This window comes from Pediococcus damnosus, from assembly GCF_001611155.1.
GTDB lineage: Bacteria > Bacillota > Bacilli > Lactobacillales > Lactobacillaceae > Pediococcus > Pediococcus damnosus.
Window position 1 is genome coordinate 1,111,363 of sequence record NZ_CP012294.1, and the last position, 21,657, is coordinate 1,133,019.

The window sequence follows — 21,657 nt, forward strand, 5'->3', positions numbered from 1 at the left end:
GGAAATAATGAATCGAACTTATTTTAAGGCTACCGTGCGTGAGATTACGCAATCAATGGGTAAATTTGTCTCAATCGTGCTGATTATTTTGTTGGGGTCATTACTCTATGTGGGGATTCGAGGGGTTGGGCCGGATCTGAACCAATCAGCAAATCACTATTTTCAACAACAGCAACTAAGTGATGTTAAAGTTAGCTCAACCATGGGCCTGACAAACAGTGATTTAACTTCAATTAAGCACAATAAAAATGTTAAGCAAACAGCGGCAAGCCATATGGTTACGTTGCAAAAGAGTCGTAACCAAGTTGTCAGTGTGTACAGTTATCAAAAACAGGCTAAGCTTGATAAATTGAAGTTGGTAAGTGGTAAATTACCAACTAAAACTAATCAAATTGTTTTAGATGCCAAGGCCAAAGAAAATGGTTATCATATCGGTGATACCTATCAGCTTCCTAAGAATACCAATTTAAAACGGCGCACGTTTAAAATTGTCGGCTTTGTTAATTCGCCCCAATTTGTCAGCAGTACAGATCGCGGGACGACCAATTTAGGTAGCGGAACCGTCGATTATTTTGCCTGCGTGCCGAACGGGGCATTTAGTCAAAAAGAATATGCTGCGATTGCGGTGCAATTTAAAAATTCGAATCACTATGCAGCCGGAACAGATGCTTATAATGACCAGGTTGATCGGCAAAAAGCTAGTTTGAAAGCAACTTTAAGCAAGCGACCTCGTGACCGGCAAAAACAATTGCAGGCGAGTGCACAAGCTAAATTAGATAAACAGTCTGATAAACTTAAACAACAAGAAAAACAATTGGCCAAGGTCCCAAGTGGTTATCAAACGACCCAAACCAAAGCGGCTAAACAAGAACTCGCAGCTGGGAAAAAGAAGATTGCGGCTTCTGAAGTTCAGATTAAGCAAATTGCGAAACCAACTTATATGTATAACGATCGCAGTACCAACCCTGGGTACCAAGATTACTTTGATGAATCGCACAGTATTGCGGCAATTGCGATTATCTTCCCCGGTTTCTTCTTATTCATTGCCATTCTAATTACATTTTCCACAATTTCGCGAATGGTGGAGAAAAACCGTCGTGAAATTGGTCTGATGCGCGCGTTAGGCTATACCAAACGTGAAATTGCGATGAAGTACATTGTTTATACCTTGTTAGCAGGAATTTTAGGTGCCGGACTTGGTGGTGTGCTGGGAATGCTGACCTTGCCACAGTTTGTCTTTAGTTTGCTCAGCAATAATAATCTAACTGAATTTGTGGGCGTGATTCCGTGGTCGTATCTTGCTCAGACAATGGTAGCAGGCTTAATTGCGACGTTAGGCAGTGCCTTAATTGTTCTAACCATTAATTTGCGCGAGGTACCAACGAACTTGATGCGGGAACGGGCTCCAAAAGCTGGTAAACGTATCTTGTTGGAACGCATCAAACCACTTTGGTCACATCTGAGTTTCAATCAAAAGGTGAGTTATCGAAACCTCTTCCGTTATAAGGGCAGAATGATCATGACCATTGTGGGAATCGCCGGATGTACGGGTTTAATTTTGACGGGATTTGGGATTCAAGATTCCGTGAACGACTTGGTTCCGACTCAGTATGAAGACGTGCAACATTTTCAAGCATTGGTTACCGTTGAAAAAGCAACGCAACAAGTTCATGCGGATAATATTGCGGCGCAAAAACCAGTGATGGTGAAGTCGATTACAGCTAGACCGACACATGGAACGGCCAATGATACGGTCACCTTAATGGTTCCGAAAACAACGACTAACTTTGCCAAGTATGTGACATTGAAATCAGTTGCAACAAGTAAAAGGCTTCATTTAACTAATAAGGGCGTCATTTTATCCGAAAAACTCGCAACCGATATGCATGCGAAGGCTGGTAGTTCAGTTAACCTTCAGATCGGTGGCAAGAAAGTGACGGCTAAGGTGACAGGTGTGACCACCAACTATGCTGGTCACTGGCTTTATACCACTCAGGCTTACTATAAAAAGTTAACGGGTAACTCTGTTCAAACGACAACCCGGTTAGTGAAAACAACCCATACTAAAAAGGCGCAACGGGAAAAGTTAAGTCGGCAGTTACTGAAGGAAAAGGGTGTTTTGAACGTTAGTTTTCCAAGGTATGCGGCTAGTTCGTTAAGTACTGGTGGACTGGGATCGGTTGTCTTGATTATGATCGTGATGTCCGGCGCGCTGGCTTTGGTTGTGCTCTATAATTTAACGAACATTAACATTTCTGAACGGATGCGTGAATTAGCGACGATTAAAGTGTTGGGATTCTACGATCGAGAAGTAACCGCCTATGTGGCGCGTGAAAATGTGATCTTTACAATTGCTGGAATTGTCGTTGGTTGGGGAATCGGATTGTTCTTGCACCAATTTATTATGGTCAAGGCGCAAACTGGGAGTATCTTATTCCCGATGACGATCCATTATCCAGGTTTCATCTGGTCCGCGGTCATTACGGGATGCTTTAGCTTGTTTATCGGAATTTTGACGCATTTTAAACTCAAACATATTGATATGTTGGATGCTTTATCAGCAGGTGAATAGTTGAAAGGAGAACTTCGCGTGCAAGAGAAACAACAAAAAATTTTCAATGCCGCCCAGAAAACTTTTAACGAATTAGGTTTCAAAAAAACTAGTATTGCTGCAATTACGAAGCGTGCGGAAGTTGCGGTCGGAACGTTTTACCGTTTTTATAATTCTAAAGAAGAAATCTTTGTTCAAGTTTATGTTGAAGAAAATAAACGGGTGAAGCAAGCGGTATTGGCAACAAGTGATCTTAGTGAAAATCCACGAACTTTATTGCCTAAAGTGATGAGTCAATTGCGAAATCAAGCGAACAATAATCTGATTTTACGGGCTTGGTATACAAATCCAAAACTGAAACAGCTAATCAAAAATAAGACCTCAGTGGAAGAAAATTTTATGTATTACACGGTTTTACAGCTGATTAAGCAGTGGAAAGATCATGATTTGATTCAACCGGGGATGACGGTATCACGTGTACAGCAACTGTTCGGGGCATTAATTGTAGTGGACAGTCACCACGATGAATTGCCAGCGGGAGATTATGAACAGTTAGTAGCTGATTTAATTCAAGGGATTTTGGATCGCATTTTAAAATAATGAAGAAACAAGGCTGGAGTAATTTCAGTCTTGTTTTTTTGCATTGTAAGGCTGTAATTTATACTAATGTCTTCTCTGAAAAATTGTATGCTTATGAGTTGAAGACCTAAAAAGACAGAGGTTGATCTCCTATAAAGTGGTATAATTATACCTATATACATATAAACTGATGATTTGTTGCATAAAACGTAAACGGAAAGAAAGGGCGATTAGTTATGCAAGTTAAAAATAAAAAATATTCAAAATTAATTCATGATAGTGGAGAAAATAAAGAACATTATAAGATGTATAAAACCACTAAGGGATGGCTTTTTGCGGGGATTACCCTGTTTACTTTTGGAGCAGGGTTTACTTTTGGACCATATGCGGTTCAGGCGAATGACAATACTTCGAATGCAGAAAACGAAAGTTCGGTTGTAACAAGTAGTACGAGTTCTTCATCCGCAGCAGCTAGTTCAGAAAATTCCAGTGTAGCTTCTACAAGTTCCTTGAACGCACCCTCTAATACTTCTGCAAATAACTCCTCATCTACAAGCAGTAGTACTGTTTCCAAAACACAGAATTCTAATAGTTCTAAAAACTCATCAACAAGTTCCTCTAGTTTATCGGCACAGTCAAGTTCAAGCAGTTCCAGTTCATCATCTGTAATTAGTGATGCGAGTTCAGCAACGAATTCAACAACTTATAATAGTTCTTCGCCTAGTTCCGAATCAGCAACAGCATCTGGCATGAAGAGCTTATCTACAAGTACAGTTTCTAGTAGTGCTGTTTCTAGTGGTTCAATAAGTTCAGTTGCTAATGGATCTACATCTTTGGCCTCGACGGCAGAATCTTCTAACGCAACTCCTAGTATTGGTGCGTCAAACAGTGATACTAGTGACTTGAGCTTGTCAGCTGCTACTTCAGTGGCTGTTTCGGATGAAAATATCAGTATCTCAAGTACAGAACTTACGGCGACAGATGCAGTTGGTAATGTGGTGGTAATTCCGGATGACACCAAACAAACTGCAGCGCCATTAATGAATGTAAGAGCTAGAAGGACAATGGTTGCGGCCGTATCGGCAGCTAGTGCAGGTGTTAAATTATCAGAAAACTCGATGGGATATGGCACCAGTGCAGATGGTATGACAATTACATTTAGCTTTACTGGTTCTGCGAATGATGTGTTTACAATTACGATTCCTGCCAACAGCAGTGTGTATCAACTAAATAAAAATTTTGACACGATGTCCACCGGCGGAACTACAACATTTGTTAAAAATGCAGATGGTTCGACAACGATTACGGATACGCTCAGTTCAACCTTGACTGGAACACAGAGTTTCAGTCAGACAATTACTTTAGATCAAAACAGTAATTATCTTGGACAGCCGGCCCCAATGACAGATATTGGCACAACAACTAATACTATTAATTACACGATTAATGGTACAACACAAACCCCAGTGCTGTTTACCCAAACGATTAGTCCAACGGCGTCCTTATCAACGCCAAGCCGCACGTATCCAACAACAGCAGTTGGATCGGTATTACCAAACACAGATTACGTTTATAACATCAGTGCAAATGAGGCCGATGGAGTTTTGGACAATGGGTCTAAATCAAATCAAGTTAATTCTGCGGCCAACTTTGGTGGAACCACGATTACGATTCCAGTCCCCAGCAGTTTTACTTTTGATAGCAGTCTCACTAATTCTTTAAATGGTTTTACAGATGGCACCACAATTACGCAACCGGATGGAAAAGGCGGTAACGTGATTATCACTGTACCAGCCGGTTCAGGCAAACAAAATTATCAAACTGGTACCGATTTTTCCTATAAAATTGCTGGAGCATACGATGTGGCGCAAACTGCCAGTGAACAAACGTTAACGGCTTCAGACCCAGCAACATTGACCCAAGTCATTAATGCTGCCGGAGATACAATCACTTCAACAGCTGCAGACAGCTGGACAGAAACTGTTCTCGCATCTCGTGATTCGGGAGAACAAAGTGCTGACATGACAGCAGTTGGAAACAGTAGCTCGTCTAGTACAAAGCTTTTACTCGATAACGATCTAACTAATGACTCGACTTCACTTAACACATTTGTATTTAGCACGGAAAGTGCCAATTCACTGACGGATGCGATAATTACCCTAAATATTGCGAATGGGCTTGATGCAACAAGCATTCAAGTGCCAAGTGAAGGTGCCACGACAACTTCTTATCTGCCTGGGGCAACCAGCTATGCGTATACTATGACATTGGCAGATGGAACGGTCGAAAAGGGGACCGTCCTGGCAGGGGGAACGCTTACGCCGAATGATAGTTCGGCCATTTGTACGGTTACATTTACACCTAATTTTTTAGCCGCCGGGGCAACAAGTGGTAGTATTCATGGAACAAGTCTACTTACTTTATCTGGAACCGGATTCATTGTATACGGTACCCTTTCTTCGACTTATGATGATGGTTCTTCAGTCAATGATGGTGATCAGCTTGCATCATCTATTGAAGTCGACATTAACGGAACCACAACCGATACGTCATCTACGCAAACGGTAATTTATCCAAAAGATACAGTTGCTACGGTTACGGGCTATAAACATCAAACAAGTGAGGTTGTTGGGGCAACAAACGCAGGATCTCTTTCGCTTGCAATGTCTGGTAATACTGGGCAAACAGCAAATGAGATCTATGAACCTGTTTACTACTTTGTTATCCCATCTGCCACGACTGTTACAGGCGTCACAAATTTTCCCGATGGTGGTGTAGTTTACGAATTTCTAGCAGATGATGGTCGAGAGGTAGTTAAAATTGATTACACGGGTACAGGCGTTTCTGTGACAACTCAAGACACCTATCTCATACAAATTGATTTGGCCAATAATAGTGATGCAATGCCAGGAAGTTATGAATATCTAATGTATGTGACATCTCCGGAAACCCAGCTGACAAATAAAACGGCCGTCACTGACACTTCCTTTACTGATGGTGATGCAAATGCAGTTTTGATGGGCGATGGAAAAGGAACGTGGACGATTGCAGCTGTAGCAACACTTGCGAATGCCAGCTTAGCACAAGGAAATCAGGACTTGACTGCGGTACAAGATGGCACTTCCTATATTGGTGGAGATCAGACACTGACTTTCTATGACACAGTTCTTAACATTGTGTCTTCAAAAACAACAAATGCAGTTTCCTTGATTAATCTGCCAATGGTTGGTGATAGTCAAGGTTCGGGATATACATTTGATTTAACAGGTCCGATTGCCTTACCAAGTACTTATACAACTGGGGATGCCTTAACAGCTACAGTTCTCTATTCGACCTCACAACAAGCACCTGGTGATACTGTATCCACAGCGGGATATATGACGGCTGAGCAGGTATCAGGAAATTGGTCATCTGTTCGTTCAATTATCATTGAATTTAATGCTATTCCAAGTAATGCTTCCACCGGAAGAATTGCAATTACGGGAACCACTACTGATTTTAATAATCAGGCCGGGAAGACAGGCTATTTGCAGACAGCATTTTACGCGGACGGTTATGTTCCTGCTATCTCGGGGACGGATTCTGCAGCTAAGATCACAATTCTAAATGCTCCTACTGTAGCTTTAAATAAACAGAGCTTTACTTATGATGGTACAACTAATGCTAGCTATGCTAGTGGTTTGGTTGCTACGATCACTTTAACAGATGGTACTACCCAAACATTGAGTTTAGGTAGCAAAGATATTACGGTAACTAATGATGGAAAGACAGTTAATACGTATACGTATGGTTTATCAGCAATTGGACTATCCGCAGTTCAAGCCATTATTGGAACCACAACGAGCTTGGGCGATCCGGATACTACAGGGATGATCAACATTACTCCGTATGAGACTAAAGCTTTATTAAATAATGTGAAAATTTCTTATGACGGGACCACGAAGGCTAGTGAAGCTGTTGGCTTAACGGCAACAATGACAATTGCAACCGCGGATGGAGCTACAAAGGTCGTAGATTTAAACAGTGATGATATTAACGTGATCTCAGATGGTGTTAGTGTAAATGATTATGTCTATACTTTAACAACGACTGGGTTGGCAAAGGTACAAGAAGTTGTAGGTAATAATTATACGGTTAATGACAATAATGTGACTGGGAAAATTTCGATCACAGCAGGATCGGCTGCTGCAGATTTAACTGGTAACGAATTTACGTATGATGGTACGAAAAAGGCTAGTGACGCAACTGGCTTGGTCGCAACAGTGACATTGACAAGCGGTAAAAAGACAACGGTTGATTTAGACAGTTCAGATATTACTATTTCCAGTGGTAGTGACAGTGCAAATGCAGGAAGTTATACATTTACTTTAAATGATAATGGTTTAGCTAAAGTACAGGCCAAAATTGGTAACGGCTATACAGTTAGTCAAGGAAGCACAGGTACAATTATCATTGACAAAGCGCCAGTTACTATCACTGCACCAACTGTTTCTAAATCGTATGATGGTAAACCATATAGTGATGATTTAACAGCTAGTGTGGAGGGCAAGCCAACTGATGGCGCAGATTTAGTTTATAGCTTAACGGATGTGAGTCAGGATGTCGATCAAGGGACATATCCAATTGATGTAACCGCCGTTGCCACTGATAATCCAAATTATACTGTTTCAGTGGTGGCTGGTAGTCTAACAATTAAGGCTGCCAATGCATCTGTTGTTTTGAATCCTGGAGGCTTTGCATACGACGGAACCACTAAGGCTAGTGAAGCGGACAATTTAACGGCGACCGTCAATGGACAAACTGTTAATTTAACAAGTTCAGATATTACTGTCACAAATGATGGTACTGCTAGCGGTGATTATACGTACTCCTTATTTCCAGCTGGTTTGGCCAAAGTACAAACAGCAGTTGGTAATAATTACACGGTTAGTGACAAGGATGTAACTGGAACGATTACAATTACACCGGTACCAGCCAATGTAACTTTTAAATTTGTAGATGAGCAAGGAAATACAATTAAAGCGGATCAAACGTTGAACGGTAATGTGGGCGATGCATATGATTTCGCAGCACCAACGATTGCAGGATATGCGTTTGCTTCATCTGATCAGCCATTAAGCGGAACTATTACTAGTGACAACACGATTACACTTGTCTATAAGAGCGGAACTGTAGCCCAAGAAACCTCAGCAAAAGTTACCTTTAAGTTCATAGATGAGCAAGGCAAAACAATTAAATCCGATGAGATTCTTAATAGTTATGTTGGTAACGCTTATGATTTAACAGCCCCAACGATTACAGGCTATGCATTTGTCTCATCCGATCAACCACTGAACGGTAAGATTACCGGTGATAATACAATCACATTGGTTTATAAACATGGCCAAGTGGCCCAAGAAACACCCGCAAAAGTTATGTTTAAGTTTGTGGATGAACAGGGTAATATGATTAAAGCTGGTCAGACTTTGAACGGTTACGTTGGTAACGCCTATGACCTAACAGCACCAACGATTGCGGGATATGCGTTTGTCTCCTCAGATCAACCATTGAGTGGCACGATTACTGGTGATGATACAATCACATTGGTTTATAAACACGGCCAGGTTGCCGAAGAGACACCGGCAAAAGTCACGTTTAAGTTTGTGGATGAGCAAGGTAATACGATTAAATCCGATGAGGTGCTCAATGGTTATGTTGGCAATGCTTACGATTTAACGGCGCCAATGATTGCAGGATATGCATTTGTTTCGTCTGATCAACCACTGAGCGGTAAAATTACTGGTGATGATACGATTACGCTTGTCTATAAGAGCGGAACCGTAGCCGAAGAAACACCGGCAAAAGTCACGTTTAAGTTTGTGGATGAACAAGGCAACACGATTAAATCCGATGAGGTTCTTAATGGCTATGTTGGTAACGCGTATGATTTAACGGCACCAACGATTGCAGGCTATGCATTTGCCTCATCCGACCAACCATTGAATGGCAAGATTACCGGTGACAACACAATCACATTGGTTTACAAACATGGTCAAGTAGCTGAAGAAACACCGGCAAAAGTAACGTTTAAGTTTGTGGATGAGCAGGGCAACACAATTAAAACCGATCAGATTTTGAATGGTTATGTTGGCAATGCGTACAACTTAATGGCCCCTACGATTTCAGGATACACATTCCTAAATGCTGATGGTTCACTTTCTGGGACAATTACTGGTAACGAGACGATTACGCTTGTTTATAAAGCTAAAACTTCATCACCTAATCCTGGAGGCAACGGCGGCGATGATACCGAAACAATACCTGGTAAGACGCCTACTGACTCAGGTAAACATGAGGGTACTAACACTGTTCCGAGCCAGAAGTCTAACGGTTCTGTTGAAAAAGCTAGTTTTAGTACCAGTTCACAGACCAATTTAAGTGCTAACACGCAAACGAGAAAAACTCGTTATCATGCTAAAGCTCAAGCCAAACAATTGCCGCAAACTGGTGAAAGTCAAAGAAATCCTTTGGCGGTAATTGGGATGAGTTTGATGGCCATGATCTTTGGATTATTTGGAATCAAACGGAAGAAACACGAACAAGAGTAAAAGAAAAATATTAATTCAATATAAAAAGACCGATAAATCACTTAATAGTGTTTTATCGGTCTTTCTTTGCGTTTAGCATGTTTAAATATATTGAATGGATTAGTATTGCTGATTTGCTTTTTCTAACGCTTCTTGTTTCAAGCGGAAACACTCGCGCTTGTTCTGCAAACGATATTGTTTAGGGGTTGTTTCTGAGAACTTTTTAAAATGCTTGATGTAGTTACTGGAATCGTAATAATTTAGCATCCGGGCAATTTCACTTAATGGTAAGTCAGTATGGAGAAGCAATTTTTTGGACTCGTCAACGCGCTGTTTATCGATGTAACTTTGAATCGACAATCCCATCGTGTGGGTGAACAAACGAGAAACGTATTGGTAAGAAAGATTCAAATAATCAGCAATGCGAATTGGCTGCATTTTGTCATACAAATGCATATTTACATAATAGGTAATTTGATAAACTTGCTTAGGAACAGTATCCGTAGCGGTAATTTCATCTTCAGGCGTCTGTAAATTGTAGAAATCTTTACAAATTAATTCCAATGTTTTCTGGAAATCTTCAGGATTCTCAGGCTTTTCTGGTGTTAGCCAATCAAAGTAAGTTTCACGTAATTGAACGAAGTTTGTTGCATTGAAATGGTTTGCCAATCCAGTCATTGTAAAATCACTCACAACATTGATTAAGCTGCGGTGTAGTTCCTCATGAGACGCTTCTTTAATAAGATCGGCATGGTTCTCAAAGAAAGATGCCAGTTCACGTTTGGCACGTGACGACTCACGTTTTTCAAAATTAAAAATTAAGCTGTATTCCAAAAAAGAAAACCGAAGTAAATAGTTAGCTTTTTTTGAGTCTAGTTTATGGTGTGCAAAATTCAATTGATCATAATCATAGTAAAACATAGTTTTTTTCCTCCAAGTTACTAATTCTTTTTAAATATGTACTATTAATATTCGTAAGGACGCACCTAAAATAATACCACAAAAAAAGATAAAAAACGCAATTTTTGACGCCTATTAGTATTTTTGTAACGCTTTTAGTTACAATCCTGGGCATAATGATATCACCAGATAACAACTATTATTAAAAAAGTTCAATATCGATAATTTAAGCTTCAAACAAACTACTGTAAAGTAAGCAAGCTTTTATTTTCACTACATAAATTATACTATTTTTTTAGTATAAATAAAGGGTTTTGCTTAAAATTTTGAAGTTTCGAAACGGCAGATTCTAATATAATTTGAAAATATAAGTATACAAAAAGAGCAGATCCTTATTCCAATAAAATAGGATCTGTTCTTTCATATTGGCTTATGATTTTTTTAAAAAGCCGTGTTCCAAGATATCGATATATTGACGCACGTGAGTGATGATTTTATCAAAATCTGTGAGATCGGCTTCTGGATTGTCCTGCATAAATGTTTTCGTCTCAGCAGCAACCTGATCCATCATGCCGACCATGAGCCGTTGAATCGTGGCTTTATCAACATCATCACGAATCGCTAACCGATCTAAAATTGGATCAATCAGATTGCCAATGTTGTCATTCGTTTGATTTGCGTAAAACTCGGTCACTTTGTGTTTTAGTTTGGCTGGTGCATCACCCAACCCAGCATAGGCATCCAAAAGAAGTTTAAACTCATTCGGAAATTGTAACTGTAATTGGATTTTATACTTGGTGGCATTCACAATCATTTCATCCAAACTGCGGGCATCTTGCCAAACACTGTAATCCACGACCTGGGTCAGATTATCGGTCGCAAATTTTAAGGTTGCAATGTATAAATGAGCTTTATCACCGTAGTAACGGAAAATGATCCCCTTTGAAACTTCTGCCTGTTCGGCGATTTCGTCCGTTTTGGCACCTCGGTAACTGTGAGCACTAAAAACGGCTAGGGAAGCATGTAAAATTCGTTTCACTTTAGCAGGATCCATCGGAATTCGATTCTTTTTTTCGGTCACGTTGGCTAGACCTCCTCTATTTTAGTCAATTATAAATCTGTTGATTAGTTTTCAATCAAGTCGCGCCGCTGATAACCGAGAAACCCAATGACAATAAGTATAATACTCAAGGCCATCAAGAGTCCAAATTGCGTCCAATTGACGTTGCTAACGGGGACTTGGTTGATCCATCCGTAAGGCGTTAATTTTTCGGCCCAGTTTGGGAGATTGAGTAAGTTACCAAAATAAAGACTGATTAAGCCATAAACGGGAATTGCCCAAATGATGGTTTGCAGGCGTGGTAGCCATCCAATGATCAAAGCACTAATGCCGAGAGTCACATAAATAGCGGGAAGGTAGCCAATAAATTCGCGAAACAGGCGCTCAAACGAAAGCGGATTGGTCATCACGGAATTATTGGCAAGCCAAAGTCCGAAGACCGCCGCAAACATGGAAAGGGTGCCGATAAGTAACGAAACCGCGACATAACTGCCAAAAATATGACCGCGAGAAATGGCTTTGGCGTGAATTTGTTCCAGCCAGCCTTTACGTTCATCCCCGTTAATTCGAAGGAGGGTTTGCACACTGGGCACGGTGACCAACACAGCAAAGACGACCATTAGTAACGCTGCAAACTTCAAAACAACAAGCCGATTGGCTGCATCAACGGCGGTGGCGCCCATTAGTTTGCCCATTAGCGGATTAGTTTTCATAATATCACCAACCGTGCCAAAAATTGAGCCATAAGAAATTCCGAGAACCACTAAGCCAATGACCCAAACAATTAAGCTTAAGCGATCGAGCCGCATAACCAAGCTGAAAGGTCCAGTTAGAAAGACGGAGGCACGTTTTCGGCCACCACGGGTCGCAAGTAACCCAGCTCCCACATCACGATGACGGCTGGCATAAAAGGTTAAGAGAAGTAAAACAATAGTTAGCCCCAGCATGAGAAAAACTGGTAACCAATTATTTTTATGGTAAATCGATAATTTTTCTATCCAACCAAATGGTGACCACCAAGTGAAATCAGGATTTTGGACATCGGTCAGCATTCGCACAAGGTAGGTAACGCCTAAAAATAAATAACTTAACATGGTGGCGCCCCGCGGGTTATCGCTAACCTGGGCCATCAAGAGGGCAGCACTTCCAAACATGAACCCAATTGCGGCCAGCCCGATGCCAATCAGAAGGTTTCCCATGGTCGACATTCCGTGCATGCCAGAAACTTGTAGACCGCCGAAATAGCACAGTCCCATTAAAACGTTAATTAAAAAGAGTTCCAAGGTCGCGGCCAACAGGGGACTTTGTTTACCAACCGCATGCGAACGAATTAATTCTAACATCCCGTTGCTTTCTTCACCGCGAGTATTGCGGACGGCGAAGTAGATGTTCATAACGGCCATAAAGAGGGCCATGAAGACCATCATTTCACTCGCAAAAATGTCTGCGGTTGTGTAAGGAGCTCGGGCCACAAACGTCCCGAACATTGAGACCATCGCTGGCATTTTGAGAGTGGTGACGATGGCGGCAATTGAGCTTCTGGAACCATAAAGATCATTAAATTTAAACGCCACGGCTGCCATTAGCCCACCCAGGATGAGGGCCCAGATTAAAATGACCAACCAATCTCGGCGCAAGTTGAAACGGGTCAAAAACCCACTTTGTTGATACGCGTCATGCTTCATTTTCGCCATCTCCTTGTTTACCTTTTTGATAGTAGCGCAAGAAGAGATCTTCCAAGGTTGGTGGGGTACTTTGTAAACCGATGATTTCTAGGGATGCAAGAGTTTGCATGACCTTGTCCATTTTATCGGAGTCAACGCTGAAACTAGCCTTATTTGGTGTATTGTCGGAGCGCTTGAAGTTGTGCACATCTTGGGTTGCCGAGAGATCAGGCAAAGCTTGCCGAGTTTGAACGGTGATGAGTGTGCGAGTTAAATGCCGCATCTCAGTGAGCGTTCCAGTTTCAATGATCTGGCCCTCGCGAATGATGCCAATGCGATCACACATGCGTTCTACTTCCGATAAAATGTGGCTGGACAAAAGAATACTCTTTCCTTGCAATTTAAGTGCCAGGACATTTTTTTGAAAGATTTCTTCATTTAAAGGATCTAACCCAGAAGTGGGTTCATCAAAAATATACAGATCAGCATCGGTTGAAAAGGCCGCAATTAAGGCGACTTTTTGCCGATTCCCTTTTGAATAGGTGCGCGCTTTTTTGCCAGGATCTAATTCAAACTGTTTGATCAAGTCATTCGTACGACTGGTGTGCCTTTGATGATTTAATTTAAGGAAAAGATCAATGATTTCACCACCAGTTAAATTGGGCCATAAATAAACATCGCCGGGAACGTAGGCTAAATGTTCGTGAATGCGGACAGAGTCTTTCCAAACGTCTTTGCCAAAGATGGTTGCGGAACCTCCTGATGCTCGCAAAATGCCCAGAAGAGTGCGAATGGTCGTGGATTTACCCGCCCCGTTTGGTCCAATAAATCCAAAAACTTCACCGGAATGCACATCAAACGTCACATCTTTAAGTGCGGCAAATTTACCGAATTTTTTTTGTAAGTGTTTAACTGAAAGAATTGTATCAGCCATCATGCTGACCTCCCTTATTTTTAAGCAATTAGTTGCTGTTATCGACTTGAACAAACAGCTTTGGTTAATTGATAAACAGAGTATATCCTCTAATGACTAGGTAGTCAATATAACAACGTTTTGTTTTTTGCAAAATAGCGGTACCATGAAAAGGGTTATTACTACGCAAAAAGTAGCCAAATATTTTTTTATTTACCATTCACGGTGGTAGAAAGTAGGGGAGTAGCGTGAAAAAAGTTTCAAGATTAGTTATTTTGGTGATTGCGACGTTTACGTTAGCGTTTAACGTTCAGCAATTACCTAGCAGGAGCCAAACGGCCCAGGCAGCAAGTTACGTTTATGTGACGAAAACGGGTAAGCATTATTTTTACAAACGGCATGACCGAGGCTTAAACCGAGCCAAAAAAGTTTATCGAGTTAGTTTAACAACCGCTAAAAGACGGGGCTTAACGTTGTCGGCAACGGAAAAGGCGCCAAAGAAAAAAGCTAAGAAGCGCGTTGTTAAGAAACGGGTTGTCCATAAGAGGAAAGGCGTTGCGAAAAAGAAAAAGGTAACTAAGAAAAAAGCTGTTCACAAAGTCATTAAAAAAGTGCCGGCGAAAAAAGCAAAAGCGGCTAGCACTTCTAAATTGAGTACCCTCAAGTATCATGGGACACAAACGGTTATTGTAAATAAAGATCGGCCTAGTTTTTCAAAGGCAACTTTGTCCACCAGAAAGGGTGCTTGGCAAAAATACAGTAATCTGGATGGTGAGAATCGCGCAACCGATGCTAATGCCATGTTGAATAAACGATTAATGCCTAAAGGTAAACGCCAAGCGCTGTACGTGGATCCAACTGGTTGGCATAATAAAAAAATCAGGTCGGGATGGTTATATAATCGGTGCCACTTAATTGGTTATCAATTGACAGGCCAAAATAATAATTGGCAGAATTTGATTACTGGAACACGATCCTTAAATGATCCACAAATGACAAAGTATGAAAATGAGACGGCCAAGTATCTACGTGGTAGTTCACACCGCTACGTGCGTTATGAAGTCAAACCGATTTATAAGAGCTCGGATTTGTTGGCAAACGGTGTAGAAATGCGGGCACAGTCCATTGGTTTCAACAGAATTCATTACAATGTTTATATTTTTAATGTTCAAAAAGGTGTTAAATTGAATTATGTGAATGGGACTAGTAAGGCTGCTTAAAAAATAGTCGCTTAAACCTTTCGAAGAAATTCGATGGTTTAAGCGACTATTTTTATGATTTTTGTGGATGTTTGACACTCAAGAACCAAGCTGGAATCAAGGCCACTAAAGTAATGATAATGGACCACAGAAACGCGACGTTGTAACTGGCTGATATATTACTAATGGTTGGCGTGTTACCAGTCATGGCGTGGGTCATCACAGTTGCTAGAATGGCCGTTCCAAACGCACTACCGATATTTTGAAACATGCGGGTGGCGCTGGTAGCTTCGGGAATCTGGTTGGGTTTCAAGCCAGTGTATGAGTCCGACATGATGGGGATTGTAAAGGCACCAACGCCGGTACCGCGAATCAGCAAACAACCCAAAAGTAACCATTTGTTGGTGTTGGCATCCGCAAATACAAACGGTAAGGTGCTCAAAGTGGCGATTAAAATGCCAACAATCACTACCCAACGAGCGCCAATTTGATCCGTAATTTTGCCCACTTGAGTTCGGGTCAGCAACATGCCAATCCCTTGGGGAATCAAGTAAATACCGGCCCAGATAACACTTAATCCTCTGATGTTCTGAAAATAGAGTGGTAATAAGAACATGGCGCCGTTTAGCGTGATCCCAGACATCAAAAGAAGAATTGAGGCAGCCGAAAAGCTCTGTGATTTAAATAAGGTTAAACTCACGAGCGCCCGTTTTGGAAAAATCAGCGCATAAATGACGTAACTGATTAAGCAGGCGAGACCAATCCCTAGCGGCCAAAGAACGGCATTTTGCCACAGATTAGTAGTATGACTAAATTTTGTGATGCCCAGAATGAAACCAGTGAAGAGACCAGTAAACAAAAAGATGCTCGGGATGTCTAAACGTTTGCCTTGCCGATTAGGGGTGAATTTGGGTAGCCAAAGTGCTAGGACAACCAGTGAGATAAGCACGATGGGGATGTTAATGTAAAAAATCCAGTGCCAACTTAGTTTATCAATAATGAAGCCACCAATTGTGGGGCCAAGAATGGGCATCAAAACCATGGGTAGCCCGACGACTGACATGAGATAGCCTAAATTTTTACCATTGGCGGCACGGACAACTAAGGTGGAAATGGTAGGGATGATAATGCCCGCTGCCGCACCTTGAATAATTCTACCAATGATTAACATCGTAATGTTGGTTGCCATTCCGGAAAAGATGGAACCAGCAAGAAAACCAACTAGTGCCCATATATAAAGTTGCTTACCTGTGATCCAATCGATGGCCCAGCCTGCAATTGGCACAACAATGCCTATGGCCAGAACGTAAATCGTCACAACCCACTGAACGTTATCTACGTTGGTGTTCAAACTTTGCGTGATCGAATTAACGGCGATATTGGCCATTGTTGAATCTAACATGGGGGCAAGTGCACCGATAACTAGTAGCGCACAAGTGACGATAATGGAACTCTTTTTGGAAGTTGTGATTTGAGACTGCATAATGATTCCTTCTTTATTTTTCAAGTTTAGTAATAGCGAAAATTTTATAATAAGATACGCGCGTATCTACAATTAAGAATGATATAATAGAACTAAAATAAAAGCAAGCAAATCAGGTGAAAAAATTGACAGAAGCAAAAAAATCTGCCCGTCGCCGTGGAAAAGAACTGGAAGATGCTTTATTAACCGCGGCTTGGGAAGAGTTTCAAGAAAAAGGGTACGACAAATTAACGATGGAAGGCATCGCGGCACGGGCGCAAACAACGAAAACGGTGTTGTACCGGCGCTGGCCTAAAAAAGCAATTATCCTTCTCATGGCGTTTAGAAAGTTTGGTCCGGACATCCATTTTGAGGTTACGGATACGGGATCATTGCGGGATGATCTTTTTAATTTATTAAGTGCTCCAATCGCTGGCTTTAAAGTTTTGGGAGAAGAGGCGATCCGCGGAATAGTCGCTGATCAGGTTGGCGGTAATATTGGAAACTTATTTGATACGTTACTTACTTCTGATGGTGGTTTTAGAAAACGAATCTTAACCATTTTAAAGCATGCCGAACAGCGTGGTGAAGTTGATCTATCGAAGTTAAGTGACCGAGTTATTAACCTCCCTATTCTGATGTATCTGGATGAGATTTTGTCAACCGGTTTTTTAACAGAAGCAGGCGTAAGAGAAATTATTGATGAGATTTTGATGCCGACCTTCACAGCTAGTCAGCGAAAGGAATAGTGGAATGAAAAAATATGCAACTGTAAGTGAGTACATGGCAGATTTACCCCAAATGCAAAAAAACGTCGTCAAAATCATGCAGGAATTGTTGGCAGATGCAGCTCCAGAAGCCGAAGAAACAATATCTTATAATATGCCGGCCATTAAACAGAATGGTAAAGTGTTGGTCTACTTTGATGCTGGAAAAAATCAGTTGGGTTTTTATCCTACGGCGGATCCAATTGTAGCATTTGCGGACCAATTAAAAGAGTTTCACACCTCTAAGGGTGCGATTCAAATCCCTTACGACCGACCGTTACCAGTTAAGCTTATTCGCGAGATTGTGGCGTTTCGAGTGGAGCAAGTGACTGGAAAATAAATTCATGAGACTAGATTATAGCTAACCATATAATTTAGTCTTTTTTATTGTCGTAAAAGAAATAATATTTCATAAATACAAGCGAAATATAATTAAACATTGAAATTCATATTCATAAAATGTATACTGTATTTGTAAATGAAAACGGTAACAAAAGATGGGAGGAATATTATGTTAGGTTTCTCAATTTATCTAGACACTGAAATTGATGGCCGAACTGAGAATTATATCAAGAATATGAGTCAAAACGGTTTTACTGGAGTTTTTACTTCGGTGCACATTCCTGAGGATGATGATTCTAAATACGTTGAACGGCTGAAATCACTTGGAGAAATCTGTGCAAATCAAAACTTAGAGCTGACCGTTGATATTGATTATCAAGGATTAAAAAATTTAGGATGCTCAGTGAATGATGCGGGGAAGTTAACTCAATTTGGAATTTCGGCTCTGCGATTAGATGATGGATTTACAAATTCAGAAATTGCTATTTTAAGTCATCAATTAGCCATAGCCTTAAATGCAAGCACCATAAGTGAATCTGATGTGCATGAGTTAACTGTTCAAAATGCTAATTTTGATCACATGGAGGCATGGCATAACTATTATCCCCGTCCGGAAACAGGATTGGATGCTGCTTGGTTTGCTAAAAAGAATGCTTGGTTAAAAGAACAACATTTTTCTGTTATGGCGTTTGTTTCTGGAGATACTAATTTTCGAGGACCAGTTTATAGAGGCTTGCCAACTTTAGAAGTACAACGAAATATGAACCCGTTAGTAGCAACTAATGAATTGGATAAAAATTTTGAGGTTGACAAGGTTTTTGTAGGTGATCCACAGATATCTAATCAACTTATGAAACAATTTGAGTCTTTTTACCAACATAACGAAATTCGACTTCGAATTAAAACAACTTATCCCCAAATTTTTGATCAAGTTTGGCATAATCGTCCAGAAGTGGCACGAGATGTTGTGCGTTTAGTTGAGTCGCGGCAACAAAATCAAAAAACCAGCGTAAATATACGACCAGAACAAATGAATGTAAGGAAAATTGGGACAATTACAATTGATAATTTAAATTATGGTAGGTATGAAGGCGAGATTCAAATTTGTAAAAGGGCACTTGAAGCTAGCAAAAAGGTAAATGTGATTGGACAAGTTAATCAAACTGACATTGTCTTGTTACCCTTAATAGGAGAAAATACCGCAATTAAATTCATACCATATGAGGAGGATTCACAATGATGGACTTAAGTAAGTTAACTACAGAAACGCGAAATGAAAAGACAATGAATCTGGATGAACTATCAACTAGTAAAGTTTTAGAATTAATGAACGCCGAGGATCAAACAGTACCAGTCAGTATAAAAAAGGCCTTGCCAGAAGTTGCATTAGCCGTAAAAAAAATCGTGGACAGTTTTCAAGCTGGTGGGAGATTATTTTATATTGGTGCAGGGACCAGTGGCCGTTTGGGTGTCTTAGATGCTGCGGAATGTGTACCAACATTTGGAACAGATCCTGAAATGGTTCAGGGCTTGATTGCTGGTGGTGAACAAGCAATGACAGTAGCTGTAGAAGGTGCTGAAGATTCTGTGGAATTAGGGGAAAATGATTTAAAAGCCCATCATTTATCCGATAAGGACACAGTAGTTGGAATTGCTGCTAGTGGCAGAACGCCTTATGTTATTGGTGGATTGGATTATGCAAAAAAAATTGGTGCATCTCGGATTAGCTTGGCTTGTAATAATCATGCTGAAATTAGTAATCATGCCGAAATTGCCATCGAAGTTCCAGTTGGTCCAGAAGTTTTAACAGGTTCAACACGTTTAAAGTCTGGAACGGCTCAAAAAATGGTTTTAAACATGCTTTCCACAGTTTCAATGGTGGGAATTGGTAAAGTTTATAAAAATTTGATGGTTGATGTGAAACCGACAAATGCAAAGCTAGTTGAACGTTCTAAACGGATTATTATGCAAGCAACGGAGTGTGATTATGAAGCCGCTGGTGATGCCTTTGTAGCTGCTGATAAGAATGTAAAATTAGCAATCGTCATGATTTTAACAAATCTAGATAAAAATGAAGCTGAAATTCGTTTGAAAAATGCAAACGGATTTGTACGAGGCACAATACGAGGCACAATTAAAGGAGGTAAAGACTAATGGCAGACGAAAAAGTTACACGGATTGCAAATGAAATATACAAAAATGTTGGCGGACCAAGTAATGTTGCAAAACTAATTCATTGTATGACACGGGTCAGAATGACCATTATTGATATGGATAAGGTCGATATGGAAGGCTTGAAGAATATTGATGGTGTGCTTGGTGTGGTAGATGATGATACACTGCAAGTCGTTGTAGGACCTGGGACAGTGAACAAAGTGGCTCAAGTTATGGTTGATCAAGTTGGCGTTAAATTGGGTGATCCATTTCCTAATGATGCTGCTGGTGAAAACGGTCATTTAACGGATAAAGAAATGGTTGAAGCCAAAGCTGCTAAAGTTAAAGCAGAACAAAAATCTAAACAAAAGCAGACACCGATTAAAAAAATCTTGAAGTCAATTTCAAATATTTTTATTCCATTAATTCCAGCATTCGTTGGTGCAGGATTAATCGGTGGTGTGGCCGCTGTTCTTTCTAATATGATGGTTGCTGGTGATATTGGCAAGAACTGGAATGACTTTATCATGATTATGAAGGTCATTCAAAATGGGATGTTCAGCTATTTGGCCATTTATGTAGGTATTAATAGTGCCACGGAGTTTGGTGCAACACCCGGTCTAGGTGGAATTATTGGAGCTGCAACATTACTACCAGGTGTACTACCGACTGCTCCTTTGCACAATATTTTTAATGGACAACCTTTAACAGCTGGTCAAGGTGGTATTATTGGTGTTATCTTTGCAGTTTGGGTATTATCAATTGTTGAAAAGAAATTGCATCAGTGGGTTCCGGATTCAATTGATATTATTGTGACTCCAACAGTTTCACTATTTATAGTCGGAATATTCACGATCTTCCTTGTTATGCCAGTAGCTGGTGTAGTTTCATCTGGCTTGGTTGGTGCGATCGAATGGATATTGCATGTTGGTGGTGCGTTCTCAGGGTTTGTATTGGGTGCAATGTTTTTACCAATGGTTATGTTTGGATTGCATCAGATTTTGACACCGATTCATATTGAAATGATTGACAAAACTGGAATGACACCACTGCTACCAATTTTAGCAATGGCCGGTGGCGGTCAGGTTGGTGCAGCAATTGCACTTTGGGTTCGTTGTCGTCGTAATCATAAACTAACCAATATGATCAAGGTGCTTTACCAGTTGGAATTCTTGGAATTGGTGAGCCCTTAATTTATGGTGTAACTTTGCCACTTGGGAAGCCTTTTATTACCGCTTGTATTGGTGGCGGAATTGGCGGTGCTGTGATTGGTGGATTAGGAAATATTGGTGCAATTGCAATTGGACCTTCAGGAGTTGCGCTAATTCCATTAATTAATAATGGTCATTGGTTAGGGTATGTTGCTGGTTTATTGTCGGCGTATGTTGGTGGTTTCGTTGCTACATTCTTCTTTGGAGTTCCAAAAGAAGCAATGAATCCAGATGCAGCCACTGATGACGGTGCAACTGTACCAGAAACTAGTTCTGACACAAATGAAAC

At 40.7% G+C, this 21,657-nt stretch carries 13 protein-coding genes and 1 pseudogene; 9 read left to right on the forward strand and 5 right to left on the reverse strand.

Translation table 11 applies throughout. The features are described from left to right. Positions 1–7 precede the first annotated feature (7 nt). The 3 genes from ADU73_RS05355 to ADU73_RS05365 all read left to right on the forward strand — a co-directional run bounded on the left by ADU73_RS05355 (position 8) and on the right by ADU73_RS05365 (position 9,717). The gene (locus ADU73_RS05355; protein ID WP_052694550.1) at positions 8–2,572 is read left to right on the forward strand and encodes an ABC transporter permease; all 2,565 of its coding nucleotides are present in this window, start codon (positions 8–10) and stop codon (positions 2,570–2,572) included. A gap of 18 nt (positions 2,573–2,590) precedes the next feature. Then, entirely contained in the window at positions 2,591–3,151 is a 561-nt protein-coding gene (locus tag ADU73_RS05360; protein ID WP_056985974.1) for a TetR/AcrR family transcriptional regulator, read from the forward strand. 215 nt (positions 3,152–3,366) lie between these two features. Further along, positions 3,367–9,717 (forward strand): MucBP domain-containing protein, encoded by a 6,351-nt coding sequence (locus ADU73_RS05365; protein ID WP_062913250.1) that lies wholly within the window; start codon positions 3,367–3,369, stop codon positions 9,715–9,717. A 99-nt stretch (positions 9,718–9,816) separates the two neighbouring features. Here the strand turns inward: ADU73_RS05365 and ADU73_RS05370 are convergent, their stop codons facing one another. The 4 genes from ADU73_RS05370 to ADU73_RS05385 form a co-directional block, all read right to left on the reverse strand. Further along, positions 9,817–10,617 carry a helix-turn-helix transcriptional regulator gene (locus ADU73_RS05370; RefSeq protein WP_062913251.1) on the reverse strand — a complete coding sequence of 267 codons (801 nt, stop codon included), beginning with the start codon at positions 10,615–10,617 and terminating at the stop codon, positions 9,817–9,819. Between the two features lie 409 nt (positions 10,618–11,026). Continuing rightward, positions 11,027–11,677, reverse strand: a complete 651-nt coding sequence (locus ADU73_RS05375) for a TetR/AcrR family transcriptional regulator (RefSeq protein ID WP_046872174.1) — start codon at positions 11,675–11,677, stop codon at positions 11,027–11,029. A gap of 44 nt (positions 11,678–11,721) precedes the next feature. Then, positions 11,722–13,341 carry an ABC transporter permease gene (locus ADU73_RS05380; protein ID WP_062913252.1) on the reverse strand — a complete coding sequence of 540 codons (1,620 nt, stop codon included), beginning with the start codon at positions 13,339–13,341 and terminating at the stop codon, positions 11,722–11,724. Further along, positions 13,331–14,257 carry an ABC transporter ATP-binding protein gene (locus tag ADU73_RS05385; protein ID WP_046872176.1) on the reverse strand — a complete coding sequence of 309 codons (927 nt, stop codon included), beginning with the start codon at positions 14,255–14,257 and terminating at the stop codon, positions 13,331–13,333. Before ADU73_RS05385 ends, ADU73_RS05380 begins: the two co-directional genes overlap by 11 nt. A gap of 251 nt (positions 14,258–14,508) precedes the next feature. On the opposite strand from ADU73_RS05385, the gene ADU73_RS05390 reads away from it, so the two are divergent. Then, positions 14,509–15,453: a DNA/RNA non-specific endonuclease gene (locus ADU73_RS05390; protein ID WP_420892302.1), complete on the forward strand. Its 945-nt coding sequence runs from the start codon at positions 14,509–14,511 to the stop codon at positions 15,451–15,453. A gap of 52 nt (positions 15,454–15,505) precedes the next feature. Here ADU73_RS05390 and ADU73_RS05395 read toward each other — a convergent pair whose 3' ends face one another. Next, on the reverse strand, positions 15,506–16,939 hold the full coding sequence (locus tag ADU73_RS05395) for an MDR family MFS transporter (RefSeq protein ID WP_420892286.1): 1,434 nt from the start codon (positions 16,937–16,939) through the stop codon (positions 15,506–15,508). A 92-nt stretch (positions 16,940–17,031) separates the two neighbouring features. Between ADU73_RS05395 and ADU73_RS05400 the strand changes: the two genes are divergently transcribed. From ADU73_RS05400 to ADU73_RS05420, 5 genes and pseudogenes are all read left to right on the forward strand, one after another. Continuing rightward, complete coding sequence (locus tag ADU73_RS05400) at positions 17,032–17,643, forward strand: TetR/AcrR family transcriptional regulator (RefSeq protein WP_226996015.1); 612 nt, start codon at positions 17,032–17,034, stop codon at positions 17,641–17,643. Positions 17,644–17,647: 4 nt separating this feature from the next. Next, entirely contained in the window at positions 17,648–18,001 is a 354-nt protein-coding gene (locus ADU73_RS05405; protein ID WP_046870917.1) for an iron chaperone, read from the forward strand. Between the two features lie 171 nt (positions 18,002–18,172). Beyond that, the gene (locus ADU73_RS05410) at positions 18,173–19,243 is read left to right on the forward strand and encodes a MupG family TIM beta-alpha barrel fold protein (protein WP_046870918.1); all 1,071 of its coding nucleotides are present in this window, start codon (positions 18,173–18,175) and stop codon (positions 19,241–19,243) included. After that, entirely contained in the window at positions 19,240–20,157 is a 918-nt protein-coding gene (gene murQ, locus ADU73_RS05415; protein WP_046870919.1) for an N-acetylmuramic acid 6-phosphate etherase, read from the forward strand. The genes ADU73_RS05410 and murQ overlap by 4 nt, the downstream gene beginning before the upstream one ends. Continuing rightward, positions 20,157–21,586: pseudogene (locus tag ADU73_RS05420) on the forward strand (PTS transporter subunit EIIC); the annotation flags it as partial. The gene murQ and the pseudogene ADU73_RS05420, both read left to right, overlap by 1 nt. Positions 21,587–21,657: the final 71 nt, after the last annotated feature.

Bases quoted from the DNA above. Each gene is read 5' to 3' on its own strand.
- ADU73_RS05405 (WP_046870917.1), top strand. From the start codon at position 17,648: ATGAAAAAATATGCAACTGTAAGTGAGTACATGGCAGATTTACCCCAA.
- ADU73_RS05385 (WP_046872176.1), bottom strand. From the start codon at position 14,257: ATGATGGCTGATACAATTCTTTCAGTTAAACACTTACAAAAAAAATTC.
- ADU73_RS05410 (WP_046870918.1), top strand. From the start codon at position 18,173: ATGTTAGGTTTCTCAATTTATCTAGACACTGAAATTGATGGCCGAACT.
- ADU73_RS05370 (WP_062913251.1), bottom strand. From the start codon at position 10,617: ATGTTTTACTATGATTATGATCAATTGAATTTTGCACACCATAAACTA.
- ADU73_RS05365 (WP_062913250.1), top strand. From the start codon at position 3,367: ATGCAAGTTAAAAATAAAAAATATTCAAAATTAATTCATGATAGTGGA.
- ADU73_RS05355 (WP_052694550.1), top strand. From the start codon at position 8: ATGAATCGAACTTATTTTAAGGCTACCGTGCGTGAGATTACGCAATCA.
- ADU73_RS05380 (WP_062913252.1), bottom strand. From the start codon at position 13,341: ATGAAGCATGACGCGTATCAACAAAGTGGGTTTTTGACCCGTTTCAAC.
- murQ (WP_046870919.1), top strand. From the start codon at position 19,240: ATGATGGACTTAAGTAAGTTAACTACAGAAACGCGAAATGAAAAGACA.